This window comes from Micromonospora sp. CPCC 205739 (assembly GCF_036906795.1).
Lineage (GTDB): Bacteria > Actinomycetota > Actinomycetes > Mycobacteriales > Micromonosporaceae > Micromonospora.
In genome coordinates this window covers 39,546-53,842 of the sequence record NZ_JBAKHS010000006.1, presented here as the reverse complement: position 1 = coordinate 53,842, position 14,297 = coordinate 39,546, and the positions used below count along the sequence as shown (strand labels likewise).

Annotated in this window: 15 protein-coding genes; 5 read left to right on the top strand and 10 right to left on the bottom strand. The window is 72.8% G+C overall.

What is annotated here, in order from left to right:
- Positions 1–76: 76 nt before the first annotated feature.
- The 4 genes from V6U88_RS11875 to pdxH all read right to left on the bottom strand — a co-directional run bounded on the left by V6U88_RS11875 (position 77) and on the right by pdxH (position 3,627).
- The gene (locus V6U88_RS11875) at positions 77–679 is read right to left on the bottom strand and encodes a nitroreductase family protein (RefSeq protein WP_334452436.1); all 603 of its coding nucleotides are present in this window, start codon (positions 677–679) and stop codon (positions 77–79) included.
- Between the two features lie 11 nt (positions 680–690).
- Positions 691–1,620 carry an aldose 1-epimerase family protein gene (locus tag V6U88_RS11870; protein ID WP_334452435.1) on the bottom strand — a complete coding sequence of 310 codons (930 nt, stop codon included), beginning with the start codon at positions 1,618–1,620 and terminating at the stop codon, positions 691–693.
- Between the two features lie 85 nt (positions 1,621–1,705).
- Entirely contained in the window at positions 1,706–3,001 is a 1,296-nt protein-coding gene (locus V6U88_RS11865) for an MFS transporter (protein ID WP_334452433.1), read from the bottom strand.
- Positions 2,998–3,627 carry a pyridoxamine 5'-phosphate oxidase gene (gene pdxH, locus V6U88_RS11860; protein WP_334452565.1) on the bottom strand — a complete coding sequence of 210 codons (630 nt, stop codon included), beginning with the start codon at positions 3,625–3,627 and terminating at the stop codon, positions 2,998–3,000. The genes V6U88_RS11865 and pdxH overlap by 4 nt, the downstream gene beginning before the upstream one ends.
- Before the next feature lie 273 nt (positions 3,628–3,900).
- Between pdxH and V6U88_RS11855 the strand changes: the two genes are divergently transcribed.
- Positions 3,901–5,007 carry a citrate synthase 2 gene (locus V6U88_RS11855; protein ID WP_334452432.1) on the top strand — a complete coding sequence of 369 codons (1,107 nt, stop codon included), beginning with the start codon at positions 3,901–3,903 and terminating at the stop codon, positions 5,005–5,007.
- 60 nt (positions 5,008–5,067) lie between these two features.
- Here the strand turns inward: V6U88_RS11855 and V6U88_RS11850 are convergent, their stop codons facing one another.
- Positions 5,068–5,526, bottom strand: coding sequence for a DUF3592 domain-containing protein (locus tag V6U88_RS11850; RefSeq protein ID WP_334452431.1), 459 nt, complete (start codon positions 5,524–5,526; stop codon positions 5,068–5,070).
- A 247-nt stretch (positions 5,527–5,773) separates the two neighbouring features.
- Between V6U88_RS11850 and serC the strand changes: the two genes are divergently transcribed.
- The 3 genes from serC to V6U88_RS11835 all read left to right on the top strand — a co-directional run bounded on the left by serC (position 5,774) and on the right by V6U88_RS11835 (position 9,212).
- A complete protein-coding gene (serC, locus tag V6U88_RS11845) occupies positions 5,774–6,904 on the top strand; it encodes a phosphoserine transaminase (RefSeq protein WP_334452430.1) in 1,131 nt (376 codons plus the stop codon).
- Positions 6,905–7,088: 184 nt separating this feature from the next.
- Complete coding sequence (gene sepH, locus V6U88_RS11840; RefSeq protein WP_334452429.1) at positions 7,089–8,168, top strand: septation protein SepH; 1,080 nt, start codon at positions 7,089–7,091, stop codon at positions 8,166–8,168.
- 57 nt (positions 8,169–8,225) lie between these two features.
- Complete coding sequence (locus V6U88_RS11835) at positions 8,226–9,212, top strand: aldo/keto reductase (protein WP_334452428.1); 987 nt, start codon at positions 8,226–8,228, stop codon at positions 9,210–9,212.
- A 133-nt stretch (positions 9,213–9,345) separates the two neighbouring features.
- Here V6U88_RS11835 and thpR read toward each other — a convergent pair whose 3' ends face one another.
- From thpR to V6U88_RS11810, 5 genes are all read right to left on the bottom strand, one after another.
- Positions 9,346–9,924 carry an RNA 2',3'-cyclic phosphodiesterase gene (gene thpR / locus V6U88_RS11830; protein WP_334452426.1) on the bottom strand — a complete coding sequence of 193 codons (579 nt, stop codon included), beginning with the start codon at positions 9,922–9,924 and terminating at the stop codon, positions 9,346–9,348.
- On the bottom strand, positions 9,921–10,436 hold the full coding sequence (locus V6U88_RS11825; protein WP_334452425.1) for a hypothetical protein: 516 nt from the start codon (positions 10,434–10,436) through the stop codon (positions 9,921–9,923). Before V6U88_RS11825 ends, thpR begins: the two co-directional genes overlap by 4 nt.
- A gap of 109 nt (positions 10,437–10,545) precedes the next feature.
- Positions 10,546–11,832 carry an MFS transporter gene (locus V6U88_RS11820; protein ID WP_334452424.1) on the bottom strand — a complete coding sequence of 429 codons (1,287 nt, stop codon included), beginning with the start codon at positions 11,830–11,832 and terminating at the stop codon, positions 10,546–10,548.
- A gap of 70 nt (positions 11,833–11,902) precedes the next feature.
- Positions 11,903–12,352 carry a MarR family winged helix-turn-helix transcriptional regulator gene (locus V6U88_RS11815; RefSeq protein ID WP_334452423.1) on the bottom strand — a complete coding sequence of 150 codons (450 nt, stop codon included), beginning with the start codon at positions 12,350–12,352 and terminating at the stop codon, positions 11,903–11,905.
- A 120-nt stretch (positions 12,353–12,472) separates the two neighbouring features.
- Positions 12,473–13,951, bottom strand: coding sequence for an NCS2 family permease (locus V6U88_RS11810; RefSeq protein WP_334452422.1), 1,479 nt, complete (start codon positions 13,949–13,951; stop codon positions 12,473–12,475).
- Positions 13,952–14,039: 88 nt separating this feature from the next.
- Here V6U88_RS11810 and V6U88_RS11805 point away from each other — a divergent pair, with 88 nt between their 5' ends.
- Entirely contained in the window at positions 14,040–14,297 is a 258-nt protein-coding gene (locus V6U88_RS11805; protein ID WP_334452421.1) for a DUF2530 domain-containing protein, read from the top strand.

The window sequence follows — 14,297 nt, the reverse complement described above, 5'->3', positions numbered from 1 at the left end:
TCCGCCACACTGCGTTTTACTCCCTCATGTCGGTTTCGCTACCGCCGATACCCATCCCGGACCGTACGAACCACGCTCAACTCCACCGGCCGCGCCGGACCACCTCGCCGACCGGACGCCGCCCCCGCCGAAGCGACGGTGACCGATGGTCGGGGGCCCGGTAACCGACAGTCACCGCGCCGATCGGCTGGTACTCCTCGGGGACCCCGAACGCCTCCCGGTAGGCCGCCAACCGCTGGGGCGGGATGCCGAAGAAGCAGGCGCCCAACCCCTCGTCCACGGCGGTGAGGAGCATGAGCAGCGCGGCGAAACCGGTGTCGACGTACCAGTAGGGCACCGGCCAGCGCTCGGCCGCCCGGTCCGCCCAGCCCTTGTCCGGCTCGGCGTACCGCTCCAGGTAGGCGGAGCGGTTGGCGTGCGGCACGACGATCAGCGGCGCCCGGCGCATCCCGGCCAGCCAGCGCTCCCGGCCGCCGCCGCCCGGGGTGGCCGCCGTCCAGAACTGCTCCCGGTCCTCCGGGGTCTCCAGCACCAGGAAGCCCCAGCCCTGCGCGAACCCGGCCGACGGCGCCCGTACCGCGTGGTCGAGCAGCCGGTCCACCACGTCCGGCGGGACGGGCCGGTCCGGGTCGTAGTTGCGCACCATCCGGCGTCGCCGGACGACCTCGCCGAACTCCATGCCCCCGCCGCTCAGACGCCGGGCCGGACGCCCCAGGCGCCCCGCCAGGTGGTGCCGGGCTCCAGCGTGATCACGTCCTTGCCGGAGCGGAACGCGTCCGCCGGGCAGGTCATCGGCTCCACCGCCACCGACCGCCGGTGCCGCTCCCCGGTCAGGGTGTCCCCGGTGTAGACCTGCCACCAGCCGAACTCCCGGTCCGCCCAGACGTGCACCGCGGCGGAGCCGTCGGGGGCGGCCAGGGTCACCGACGAGCCGCCGTCGGCGTCCCGGAGCAGGTCACCGAAGGCCAGGTCGAGCACCGCGTCGCCGATCGGGCGGGGCTCGGTGAAGTCGTACTCGGTGCCGGCCACGGCGGTGGCGCCGACCGGCAGCAGCCGGCTGTCCAGCAGGGTCCGGATCCGCCCCGGGACGCGCAGCGACAGCTCCTCCACCGGCACGCCGGGCAGGCGCAGGTAGGGGTGCATCGAGTAACCGAAGGGGGCGGCCTCCGCGCCGAGGTTCGTCGCCTCGTGCGCGACCCGCAGGCCGTCCGCCCCGACGCTCCAGCGGGTACGCAGCCGCAGCGGCCACGGATACCCCGGGGTGGGCGGCAGGTCGTAGCCGACCGTGACGGCGTCGGCGGACTGCTCGACCAGCTCCCACGCCACCCAGTTGACCAGGCCGTGGATCGCGTTGTTCCGGTCCGGTTCGGTCAGCGTGAGCTGCAACGAGCGCTCGCCGAAGGTGTACTGCCCGTCGCGGATCCGGTTGGGCCAGGGCGCCAGCACCTGGCCGGCCCCGCCGGGGCAGATCTCGTCCGGGCCGTACCCGTCGACGTAGTCCACGCCGTCGTGCCGGTACGACCGCAGCCCACCGCCCACCTCGACGATGACCGCCTCGTGGCCGTCGGCGGCAATGGTCCACTGTGCCCCGGACGGTGGGCGGGTCGCGGCCTTCTCCATGTCAGGGGACCTTAGTCGCCCCCTGCGGACCCCGCCCGACCCACCGGCCGCTTCCCGCCCAGCGGTCAGGTTCGAGGCGGACGGCTCAGTCGCGGGCGGCGGCCGGGGTGGCCCGGTAGCGCAGCAGCGCCGGGAAGACCACCACCAGCACGACGGCGAGCACGGCGGAGATCAGACCCCCGCCCACCCAGGCCACGCCGGTGCCGTACCCGGCCGCCACGGCGCCGGCGCGCAGGTCGCCCAGGCGCGGCCCACCGGCGATGACGACCGTGTTGACGCCCTGGAGCCGGCCGCGCATCCGGTCCGGCGCGTAGACCAGCAGCATCGACTGCCGCAGCACCGCGCTGACGAGGTCGGACGCCCCGGCCACGGCGAGCAGCAGCACCACCAGCCAGAGCTGGTGGGCCAACCCGGCCGCCGCCACCGCGAGGCCCCAGCCGACCACCGCCACCACCAGCACCAGGCCCTGCCGGCGCAGCCGGCCGATCCAGCCGGAGGTGAGCCCACCCAGCATCGCGCCGAGCGAGATCGCCCCGTACAGCCAGCCGACCGCCGCGCCGCCGCCGAACCGCTCCTGGGCCACCTCGGGGAAGAGCGCCCGGGGCATGGCGAGGACCATCGCGATCAGGTCGATGGCGAACGAGAGCATCAGCACCGGCGTGGTGGCCAGGTAGCGCAGCCCGTCGACGATGCTGGCCAGGCCCGCCTTGCGGGGGCTGCCGTCGCCGTCCGGGTCCGGCTCGGGCGGCAGCGCCGGCATCCGCAGGGTCGCCCAGACGGCGGCCGTGAACAGGACCATGTCCAGGCCGTACGCGATCGGCAGCGCGACGTCGATCCGCCAGCTCGCGAAGATCAGCCCGGCCAGCAGCGGCCCGGCGACCGAGGCGGCGGTGTACGTGGTGAAGTTCAGCGTGCTGGCCGCCGGCACCAGCTCGGCCGGGACGAGCCGGGGGATGCTCGCCGTACGGGCCGCCCCGCTGACCGCGAAGCCGACCGACTGGAGCGCCACCAGGGCCAGCAGCAGCACCGGACTGCCCACCCGGAGCACCGCCTGCAGCAGCAGCGCCAGCATCGACGCCCAGAGCAGCGCCTGGCTGACGAGCAGCACGCCCCGCCGGTCCCGGGCGTCGGCGACCGCCCCGCCCCAGAGCCCGAAGACCAGCAGCGGCAGGAACGCGGCGATCCCGAGCAGGCCGACCCAGAACGAGTCCCGGGTCAGCGTGTACATCTCCACCGGCACGGCCACCGCGGTGAACTGAAAGCCGAGCATGGCGATGCCGCCGCCCAGCCAGATCCGCCGGAACTCCGGCACCGCCAGCGGGCGCAGGTCGATCGCCCAGCGACGCGCTCCGCGCGGCCGGGTCGGGCTGGTCGCGGTCACGGGGCCAGCCGCTCCACGACCCAGTCGCCGCCGTCTACGCGGCGGAACCGCAGCCGGTCGTGCAGCCGGCTCGCCCGCCCCTGCCAGAACTCCACCGACTCGGGCCGGAGCCGCAGCCCGCCCCAGTGCGGCGGCGCGGGGATCTGCGCCACGTCGGCGAAACGATCGACCACCGCCTGGTACGCCTCGTCGAGCGCCGCCCGGTCTCCGATGACCCGGGACTGGACGCTGGCCCAGGCCCCGAGCTGGGAGCCGCGCGGCCGGCTCGCGAAGTACGCCTCGGTCTCCGCCCGGTCGACCCGCTGCACCGGGCCGGCGACCACCACCTGCCGCTGCATCGGGAACCACGGGAAGACCAGGCTGGCGTACGGGTTGGCGGTCGCCTCGGCACCCTTGCGGGAGTCGTAGTTGGTGTAGAAGACGAAGCCGTCGGGGTCGTAGCCCTTGAGCAGCACGGTGCGCCCGCTGGGGCGGCCGGCGGCGTCGGCGGTGCCGACGATCATGGCGTTCGGCTCGGGCAGGCCGGCGGCGATCGCGTCGGCGAACCAGCGGTCGAACTGGGTGTACCAGTCCACGGCCAGATCGGCCTCGGAAAGGCCCAGGTCGGCGGCGTACTCGTTACGCATGGCCGCCGGCGGCGGTGTGTCGCCCGTCACGTTGCTTCTCCCTCTCGGGGTGGCGCCCACGTCCCCCGACGCTGGCCAGCCCCCACCGAACAGTCTCACCGAGGACGTGGCGGCCTCCACCGGCGGGGATGTCACGTGCGGCACAGTCGCGGTGGGTCGCGCACTTGGTTACCGAGCAGGCAAGATGTCACGAAACCATCCCTGAGGGTCGCCTAAGGTCTGGGCCGGACTGAGCCCGCGGCGGGCGCACCGAGCCGGAAGCCAGGAGACGACATGTCTGACTTCAAACCGGGCCTGGAGGGCGTCGTAGCCTTCGAGACCGAGATCGCCGAACCCGACCGCGAGGGTGGCGCGCTGCGTTACCGCGGCGTCGACATCGAGGATCTGATCGGTCAGGTTTCCTTCGGCAACGTCTGGGCGCTGCTGGTCGACGGGCGGTTCGGCCCGGGCCTGCCGCCGGCCGAGCCGTTCCCGGTGCCGGTGCACTCCGGCGACATCCGCGTCGACGTGCAGTCCGCGGTCGCCATGCTGGCCCCGTACTGGGGGCTCGACCAGCTGCTGGACATCTCCGACGAGCAGGCCCGCGAGGACCTGGCCCGGGTCTCGGTGACCGCGCTGTCCTTCGTCGCCCAGTCGGCGCGCGGCCTCGGCCTGCCCGCCGTGCCGCAGAAGGAGATCGACAAGGCGGAGACGATCGTCGAGCGCTTCATGAAGCGCTGGCGCGGCGAGCCCGACCCGCGGCACGTCAAGGCCGTGGACGCGTACTTCATCTCGGCCGCCGAGCACGGCCTGAACGCCTCCACCTTCACCACCCGGATCGTCGCCTCCACCGGCGCCGACGCTGCGGCCTGCATCTCCTCCGGCATCGGCGCGCTCTCCGGCCCGCTGCACGGCGGCGCCCCCAGCCGGGTGCTGAGCATGCTGGAGGCCGTCGAGCGCAGCGGCGACGCCGAGGGGTACGTCAAGAGCGTCCTCGACCGCGGCGAGCGGCTGATGGGCTTCGGCCACCGCGTCTACCGGGCCGAGGACCCGCGCGCCCGCGTGCTCCGTCGCACCGCCAAGGAGCTGGGCGCGCCGCGCTTCGAGATCGCCGAGGCGCTGGAGAAGGCCGCGCTGGCCGAGCTCCAGGCCCGCCGCCCGGACCGGGTGCTCGCCACCAACGTCGAGTTCTGGTCGGCCGTGGTGCTGGACTTCGCCGAGGTGCCCGCGCACATGTTCACCTCGATGTTCACCTGCGCCCGGATGGGCGGCTGGAGCGCGCACATCCTGGAGCAGAAGAAGCTCCAGCGGCTGGTCCGGCCGTCCGCCCGCTACGTCGGGCCGAGCAGCCGCAAGCCGCAGGAGGTCGAGGGCTGGGACGCCATCCCGCACGGCGTCTGAGCCGGGAGACAACCGCCGATCCCCGTCCGGTCCGTCCGGGCGAGGATCGGCGTCTTCCGCTCACGATCCCCACCTGTCCCACAGCTCCGGTGGCGCCCGCCAGACCAACAGGGTGATCAGCGCCAGCCCGGCGGCACCGCCCAGGGCGATGAGTGACCCGACGAACGGCAAGAGGTGACCGCGGTCGTCCATGACGTACCTGCTCGGATCGTCGGGGTGGTAGCGGACCGTGATGCGGTCGCCGGGCTCGGTCCCGCTGAACGCCTCCATCTCGGTGACCACCTGGCGGCCGTCCACGGTGAACGAGATCCGGACGTGCCTGGAGTCGCGCGTCAGCACCGTCGCCTCGGCCGTCCGGTCGGAGCCGAGCAGGTGCCGGTCCCAGTCGGCGTCGTACACCGCGATCGCGAGGAAGCCCACGACGGAGCCGGCACCGAGCAGCAGGGCTACCCGGCGTCTGACCGCCGTACCCCGCGCCCGGCGGGGTCGGCCCGCCCAGCCGTTCCGCCGACGTGCCATCTCCGCCCCTCCGGAACCCGCCCCTTGCCGACGATCATGCCCGGCGGCGGCAACTGTGTCCCATGCCTCACCCTGCGGCTTGAGACCCGCCGGTCAGCCGGCCACCACGGGTGGGAGGATGAAGGCCGGCAGTGTCGCCGGACCTGGCCCGGATCCCGGCCGCTCGTGCGCCCGCGCACAAGTCCGCCGTCGATCCGTGCCCGCTGAACGGGCCCGCCCTCGCCCCTGCGGAAGGATCTCGACAACCGTGGCTGACGCACCGACCATCCGGATTCCCGACGACATCAAGCCCGCCGACGGGCGGTTCGGCTGCGGGCCGTCCAAGGTCCGTCCGGCCGCCGTCTCCGCCCTCGCGGACGTGGCCGCCAGCTACCTGGGCACGTCGCACCGGCAGAAGACGGTCCGTGACGAGGTGGCCCGGCTGCGCCGGGGCATCGCCGAGTTCTTCTCCCTGCCTGAGGGCTACGAGGTGATCATCGGCAACGGTGGCACCACCGCCTTCTGGGAGGTCGCCACCTTCGGGCTGGTCCGCGACCGGGCCCAGTTCGCCAGCTTCGGCGAGTTCGGCGCGAAGTTCGCCAAGTCGGTCGCGGACGCGCCGTTCCTCGGCGAGCCGACCATCCGCAAGTCCGCGGCGGGCAGCGCACCTACGCTGGTCGCCGAGGCCGGCGTGGACGTCTACGCCACCCCGCACAACGAGACGTCCACCGGCGTCGCGGTGCCGATCAGCCGGGTGCCCGGCGCCGACCCCGGCTCGCTGCTGCTGGTCGACGCCACCTCGGGCGCGGGCGGCTTGGAGGTCAACGTCGGCGAGACCGACGTCTACTACTTCGCCCCGCAGAAGTGCTTCGGCTCCGACGGCGGCCTCTGGCTGGCCCTGATGTCGCCGGCCGCGCTGGAGCGGGCCACCGAGATCAAGGCGTCGGGCCGCTACATCCCGGCCTTCCTCGACCTGGTCACCGCGATCGACAACTCGCGGCTGGAGCAGACGTACAACACGCCGGCGCTGGCCACCATCTTCCTGGCCGCCGAGCAGACCGACTGGATGAACTCGCAGGGCGGGCTGGCCTGGGCGGCCAAGCGCACCGCCGAGAGCGCGGGCATCGTGTACGGCTGGGCCGAGCGCTCCGACGTGGCCACGCCGTACGTCGCCGACCCGGCGCTGCGCTCCAACGTGGTCGCCACGATCGACTTCGCCGACGGGGTGGACGCCTCGGCGATCGCCAAGGCGCTGCGCGCCAACGGCATCGTGGACACCGAGCCGTACCGGAAGCTGGGGCGTAACCAGCTGCGCGTCGCGCTCTTCCCGGCGATCGAGCCGGCCGACGTGGAGGCGCTGACCGCCTCCATCGACTACGTGGTGCAGCGGCTCCAGTAGACGGTCACGGTGGGTGGCGGGCGGGACCCCGTCGGCCACCCACCGTGATCATCGTCGCAGCTCAGTCGCGACATGCGGGTGTCGCATCCCCCACCTTCGGGTAGGAGAGCGTACGGTGGTGCGAGGACGCCCGGGTGGCCGGCTCGTGGCGTGACGGCCAGCGAAGCGGGACGGAGGCAACGCCATGCGCCCAGTACGCTTCGTCGCCCTCTCCGAGGACGGCCAGGCTCTGGTGCTCGCCGACGAGGTCGGGCGCCTGCTCGCCCTCCCCATCGACGAACGCATCGCCACGGCGCTGCACGCCGAGCCCGGCGCGACGCCCCTGGCGGTGGTGGCGACCACCGTCGACCCGACGCCGTCGCTGTCCCCACGGGACATCCAGGCCCGGATCCGCTCCGGTGAGTCCGCCGAGGACGTCGCCCGCATCGCGGGTGTCCCGGTCGACCGGGTCCTGCGGTACGCCGGTCCGGTGCTCCAGGAGCGGGCGATGCTCGCCCAGCACGCCCGCCGTACCCGGCTCAAGGGCGCGGAGAAGCCCACCCCGCTCGCCGAGGTGGTCAACAATCGCCTCGCCCAGCACGGGATAGACACCGAGAAGATCTCCTGGGACGCGTACCGGCGCGACGACGGCACCTGGCGGATCATCGCCACCTGGCCGTCCGGCAAGGCCACCGCCCAGGCGGTCTGGGACCTCGACAAGCTCCGGCAGAACGTCACCCCGCACGACGACATGGCGCAGTACCTGTGCGCCGAGCGCCCGACGCCGATCCTCGGCCAGGAGCCGGCGCCGGAGCGGGGCGGGCACGCCCTGCCCGGCCCGTCGCGCGGCGAGCCGAGCCGGGGCGGGCACGGCCTGCCGTCGGCCGGCGAGCACAGCCGTCCGGGGCGGGACCCGATCCGGGCCGGGCGGGACGCCCTGCTCGCCTCGCTGGACCGCCCGCTCGGCGGCACCTCCGGTCGTGGGCTCGACCCGCGCTCCCCGGCTGCGATGGCCGGCCCGGACGCACCCCGGCAGCGGGCCGTCGGCGGGGGCGCGGCTGCCCTGCTCGGCGGCGGTCAGGGCTCGGCCTTCGACGACGACTCGGACGCGCCGAAGGAGGTCCCGGCCGTACCGTCGCTGGCGGTGCTCCGGCCCCGCCGCACGGGCGCCGCGGCGGCCGCCGGCGGCGAGTCCACCGACGCGAACGGCAAGCCGCGCAAGCGGCTGCCGAGCTGGGACGACGTCCTCTTCGGCAGCGGCCCGGCGGCCCGCGAGTCCTCCTGATCCAACGGCCACCCTGGCAGCGAGGCACTCTAAGTGCCCGCGTGCCAGGGTGGACCCATGGAGTACACGAATCTGGGACGCACCGGTCTCTCGGTGAGCCGGCTCTGCCTCGGCACGATGAACTTCGGGCCGCAGACCACCGAGCCGGACAGCTTCGCCATCATGGACCGGGCGTTGGAACACGGCATCAACTTCTTCGACACGGCCGACGTGTACGGCTGGCAGACCGGTGAGGGGATCACCGAGCAGATCATCGGCCGCTGGTTCGCCCAGGGCGGCGGCCGGCGCGACAAGGTCGTCCTCGCCACCAAGGTCTACGGCAAGATGGGCGACTGGCCCAACGAGCAGGGGCTGAGCGCCCGCCACATCATCCGCGCCTGCGAGGGCTCACTGCGCCGGCTGCAGACCGACGTGATCGACCTGTACCAGATGCACCACGTCTCCCGGAGCACGCCGTGGGAGGAGATCTGGCAGGCGATGGAGACCCTGGTCGCCCAGGGCAAGGTGATCTACGTGGGATCGTCCAATTTCGCCGGTTGGCACATCGCCCAGGCGCAGGCGGCGGCGGGCCGGCGCAACTTCCTCGGTCTGGTCGCCGAACAGTCCATCTACAACCTGCTCACCCGGCACGTCGAGCTGGAGGTGCTGCCCGCCGCGCAGCACTACGGGCTGGGCGTCATCCCGTGGTCGCCGCTGCACGGCGGTCTGCTCGGCGGTGTCATCCGCAAGATGGCCGAGGGCGGCGCCGCGCGGGGCGCGAGCGGGCGTTCCGCCGACGCGCTGGCCGAGCACCGGTCGACCATCGAGGCGTACGAGAAGCTCTGCGCGGATCTCGGGCACGACCCGGCGGACGTCGCGCTGGGCTGGCTGCTCTCCCGGCCCGGGGTGACCGCCCCGATCATCGGTCCGCGTACCGTCGAGCAGCTCGACCGGAGCCTGGGCGCGCTGACCGTCGACATCGACGAGGCGACCGAGCAGCGCCTCGACGAACTCTTCCCCCCGATCGGCAACGGCGGCCCCGGCCCGGAGGCCTGGGCCTGGTAACTGCCTTCCCCTCCTCCTCCCACGACCACCCCGCCCTCGTCGATCTAGGGCGAACAGCTGTTGGTGGAGATCAACTGGCAGCGACTTCCCCTAGATCGACGAGCGCGGGGGCGCAGCGAGGAGCCGGGGGCGGTCAGAGGGGCCAGGCGGCGAGGCGGTCGTAGGTCGGCCGGGGACCCGGGTGGCTGCGGACCAGCACCAGCTCCGTCGCCGGCCACTCCGGCCCTTCGTAGTCGCCGAGCGCGACCTGGTCGGCCTCCACCTCGGCGGGGTCGATCCGGTCGCCGGGGCGGGCGATCGTCAGGTGCGGGCGGAACGGCCGCTCGTCGTGCGGGAGGCGGTTACGGCGCAGCCCCATCCGGATCAGCCGGCCCAGCACGTGCAGCGCCTCGACGTCGCCGAGCAGGTCCACCCAGAGCACGGTGAAGCGGCCCCGGCCGAACCGCCCGCCCCCGCCGAGCCGGAGCCGGGGCGCGCCGTCCCGCCCGGCGCGGGACGTCTCGGCGGCGAGCCCGAGCGTGCTCTCCACGTCGACCAGGCGGTCCGCCTCGACGTCGCCGAGGAAGGCGAGCGTGACGTGCAGGTTCGCCGGGTCGGCGAGGCGTACGTTGATCCCGGCGGCGGACGCGGCACCGACCCGCAGCCCGGCGATCCGGTCGGTCAGGTCGGCGACCACGGCGGGCGGCGGGTAGACCGCGACGAAGAGTCTCACGCCCGCCGGTGGCGGGGTCGACGGCCGGCGGCGGCGGCCGGCAGCACCAGCCCCGCCTGGACCAGCAGCCCCTCGACCCGCACCCGCTCGATCTCCCGGTCGACGCCCGTCAGCTCGGTCAGGTGCTCGGTGATCCCCAGCGCGCGGCAGGCGGCCCGGAGCCGGTCGTCGTACGCGTCGATGACCGAGGCGTGCCAGACCACGGAACGGCCGCGAGCGGCGAGCCGGTGCCCGCCGAGGCGGCGCAGGTCGGCGGCGATGCGTTCCAGGGGTTGCCGGTCGGCCCGATCGAGCTGGGTCAGGTCGATCTCGCGGGTGAGGGCGTCCGCCTCGACCGCCCGGTCCAGCCGGGCGATGGTGCGGCGCTCGCGTCGCCCGTCGCGCCACTCGGCCCAGCCGCAGGCGACCCGGTCGAAGATCTCGTCGAGACAGAAGAGCAGGGCGAACGCCGCGGGCAGGCATGCCACCGCGAGGAACGCGAGTACCAGCGCCAGTGCGCCACCGCCTGCCACACATCGACGCTAAGCCCCACGCCGGGCTCCCGCCACCAGATTGCCGGTATCCGAACACGAAACCGGCCCGCTCCCGGCGGATGGCGGGGGCGGGCCGGCGGCACGGCGCTCAGCAGTCGGGCGACGGGACCACGTAGAAGCGGGGCATCGGCAGCACCCGGAAGCGCAGCCGGGCACCGGAGCGGCGGAGCTGCCAGGTGAGCGCGAGCAGCGCGGTGGCCAGCGAGATGAGGCCACCGATCCAGATACTCGCCCCGGCGCCGTGTTTCTCGGCGACCCAGCCGATCAGCGGGGCGCCGACCGGGTTGGTGCCGAGGAAGACCAGCACCCAGAGCGCCATGACCCGGCCCCGGAAGGCGGCGTCGACGCCGAGCTGCACCCGCTGGTTGGCGGCCTGGGCGAAGAAGACCATGAAGAAGCCGGTGGGCAGCAGCAGCGCCACCACCAGCCAGTACGCCGGCGCGAACCCGACCAGGGTGCCGAAGACGGCACAGCCGACCGCCGCGCCGAGCACCAGCCAGACCGAGGGGCGGCTGCGCCGCCCGGTGCCGGCCAGCGCCCCGACCAGGGCCCCGATCGCCAGCGCGGTGCTGAACAGGCCGAACGAGGCGGCGCCGGTGCGGAACACGGTCTTGGCCAGCGCGGCCAGAGTGAGCTGGAAGTTGAACAGGGTCATCCCGACCACCGACATCACCGCCATCGGCAGCAGCAGGTCGGGGCGGCGGAAGACGTAGCGCAGCCCGTCGATCACCTTGGCCGAGTCCCGCTCGCCGACCGGCGGCAGGTCCTTGCGGTGCAGTTCGGCGGGGCGCATCCGCACCACGGTGGCCAGCGGGGCGATCGAGCTGACCGCGGTGAAGAGGAACACCGGGCCGACGTCGAAGGCGGCGATGGCCAGGCCGGCCACGGCCGGGCCGACGATCCGCGCCGAGTTGAACACCGCCGCGTTGAGCGAGAGCGCGTTGGGCAGCAGCGACATGCCCACCAGCTCGGAGACGAACGCCTGCCGGACCGGGGTCTCGACGGCGTTGGCGACGCCGAGCAGTGCGGCGAAGGTGAAGACGTGCCAGAGCTGGACCAGGTCGGTGAGGACCAGCACGCTCATGGCGAGCGCGAGGACCGTCCAGAAGGCGTTGGCGACGAAGAGCAGCAGCCGCTTGTCGTACCGGTCGGCGAGCCGGCCGGAGAGCAGGGTGAGCAGCAGCACCGGGGTGAACTGGAGCGCGGTCACCACGCCGAGCGCGGTGGCGGAGTCGTGGGAGAGCTCGAGGACGAGCCAGTCCTGGGCGATGAACATCATCCAGACGCCGATCAGCTTGATCAGCTGCCCGGATGCGAATAGCCGGTAGTTACGGACCTGTAGGGACTGGAACATCGTGCTCAGCTTCGCCTGCACTCTTGGTGCGCCTCCTCGGTGGTACGCCTCATCCACAACGGACGGTGCGGACCCCGAGGTACGGGGGCGGTCAGGCCCTGGCGAGTTGCTGGAGGATCTCGGCGGCGCGCCGCAGCGTGTCGCGTTCGTCCTCGTTGAGCGCGGCCAGCCGGCTGGCCAGCCACTCGTCGCGGGCCCGCTCGAACTGGTCGAGCACGGCCCGTCCCCCCTCGGTCGCCGCCAGGATGACCTGACGACCGTCGGTCGGGTGGGGGGTGCGCTGCACGAGGCCGCGCTCCTCCAACTTCGCGACGATCTTGGTCATCGTCGGTGGCTGCACCCGCTCGACGTCGGCCAGTTCCCGGGGCGTCAGCGCGCCCGCCAGCTTCAGGCTGGTGAGCGCGGAGAGCTGGGTGACCGTCAGGTCGCCGACCGGGCGGGCCTGTCGGACCCGCCGGTTGAGTCGGGTGATCGCATCACGCAGCTGAGGGGCCAGCTGCGCCGGTGGCACGCGTTTAGCCGTCACCGTCCGCTCCGTCACAGTAGTTAGCCTAACTAATGAGCCTGGCTAACGACACGCGATATGACCACGCTCACGAGAAGTTTGTGCTGCTCCGGGCCGGGTATCCGATTTCGGCCCCGACCCGGAGCGGCGGTGGAGCTACAGCACCACGGACTCGATCGGCCCGCGCAGGAAGTAGAGCACGAACAGCACGGCCACCCCGTACAGCAGGGGGTGGATGTCCCGCGCCTTCCCCTTGGCCAGCTTGAGCACGACGTAGCTGATGACGCCGGCGCCGATGCCGTTGGAGATCGAGTAGGTGAACGGCATGAAGGTGATGGTGAGGAACGCCGGGATGGCGATCTCGTAGTCGGTCCAGTCGATGGTGCGCACCGCGGTCATCATCAGGAAGCCGACCACCACCAGCGCCGTCGAGGCCGCCTCGAAGGGCACCACCAGCGACAGCGGCGCCAGGAACATCGCCAGCAGGAACAGGGCGCCGGTGACCAGGTTGGCCACGCCGGTCCGGGCACCCTCCGCGACACCGGCGGCGCTCTCGATGTACGACGTGTTGCTGGAGACGCTCGCCGCGCCACCGGCGGCCGCGGCGATCGAGTCGACCAGCAGGATCTCCTTGGCCCGCGGCGGGGTGCCCTGCTCGTCGAGCATGTCCCCCTCCTGGCCGATCGCCACCATCGTGCCCATGGTGTCGAAGAAGTCGGTGATCAGCAGGGTGAAGATGAACATCAGCGGCACCAGCCAGCCGGCGCGGCTCCACGAGTTCAGCACGTTGAAGTTGCCCAGCAGCGACAGGTCGGGCAGGTCCACCACCTGCTTGGGCAGCTCCGGCACGTTCAGCGACCAGCCCTTGGGGTTGGGCTTGCCGTCGACGAAGGACGGCCCGACGTTGGCGATCGCCTCCACGATGATCGCCAGCACGGTGGAGGCCAGGATGCCGATCAGGATCGCGCCGCGCACCCGGCGTACCACCAGCACCAGGGTCACCAGCAGGCCGACCACGAAGACCAGCATCGGCCAGCTGACGATCCTGCCGTTGATGCCCAGGCCCACCGGCACGGTGGTGTTGGCGGCGTCGGGCAGGCGCCGGACGAAGCCGGCGTCGACCAGTCCGATGATGGTGAGGAAGAGACCGATACCGACGCCGATCGCCGTCTTCAACTGGGTGGGGACCGAGCGGAAGACCGCGGTGCGCAGGCCGGTGAGGACCAGCACGCCGATGATCACACCCTCGATCACCACCAGGCCCATCGCGTCCGCCCAGGTCATCTCCGGGGCGATCTCGTACGCGACCAGCGCGTTCACGCCGAGGCCGGCGGCCAGCGCCATCGGGAATCGTCCGACGACGCCCATCAGCATCGTCATCAGGCCGGCGACCAGGGCGGTCGCGGCGGCCAGTGCGGGGATCGAGAGCTTCTGGCCGTCGCCGTCGACGGCACCGCCCAGGATCAGCGGGTTCAGCACCACGATGTACGCCATCGTGAAGAAGGTCGCCAGACCACCCCGTACCTCGCGGCTCAGCGTCGAACCACGGGCGGAGATCTCGAAGAACCGGTCGAAACCGGTGCGGGGGTGGGCGGGATCGGGTGGAGTGCCGTTGTCCGGCGGCGCAATGGCCATCAGGTCCCTCGCAGGTGATCTTCCGTTGTCGCGCGCATCGTCCCAGATCAGGGGCGGGCAGCAAAAGTTGATCGCGTACGCTTTGCCCGTGCCCCAGCAGCAAGCGCCGCGGCCCGAGCCGCTCGACCCGCCGATGGTCCCGTTCGCGGTGGCCGGGCTGATCGCCTGGGCGGTGGTGGGCCTGGTCCTGCTGGTCTTCTTCCGCGGCTGGCTCACCGAGCACGGGCACGAGAACTGGCTCTGGATCTGCCTGGCCGGTTTCCTGTGGGGTTTTCCCGGCCTGGCCGTGATGATGCGGCACGACGCCAACCGGCGCCGCCGCCGCAAATCCGCCCTGCGGGGCTGA

Excerpts from the sequence above, each read along its gene's own strand:
- V6U88_RS11835 (WP_334452428.1), top strand. The coding sequence starts at position 8,226 with ATGGAGTACACGAATCTGGGACGCACCGGTCTCTCGGTGAGCCGGCTC.
- sepH (WP_334452429.1), top strand. The coding sequence starts at position 7,089 with ATGCGCCCAGTACGCTTCGTCGCCCTCTCCGAGGACGGCCAGGCTCTG.
- V6U88_RS11850 (WP_334452431.1), bottom strand. The coding sequence starts at position 5,526 with ATGGCACGTCGGCGGAACGGCTGGGCGGGCCGACCCCGCCGGGCGCGG.
- V6U88_RS11855 (WP_334452432.1), top strand. The coding sequence starts at position 3,901 with ATGTCTGACTTCAAACCGGGCCTGGAGGGCGTCGTAGCCTTCGAGACC.
- V6U88_RS11870 (WP_334452435.1), bottom strand. The coding sequence starts at position 1,620 with ATGGAGAAGGCCGCGACCCGCCCACCGTCCGGGGCACAGTGGACCATT.
- pdxH (WP_334452565.1), bottom strand. The coding sequence starts at position 3,627 with ATGCGTAACGAGTACGCCGCCGACCTGGGCCTTTCCGAGGCCGATCTG.
- V6U88_RS11810 (WP_334452422.1), bottom strand. The coding sequence starts at position 13,951 with ATGGCCATTGCGCCGCCGGACAACGGCACTCCACCCGATCCCGCCCAC.
- V6U88_RS11875 (WP_334452436.1), bottom strand. The coding sequence starts at position 679 with ATGGAGTTCGGCGAGGTCGTCCGGCGACGCCGGATGGTGCGCAACTAC.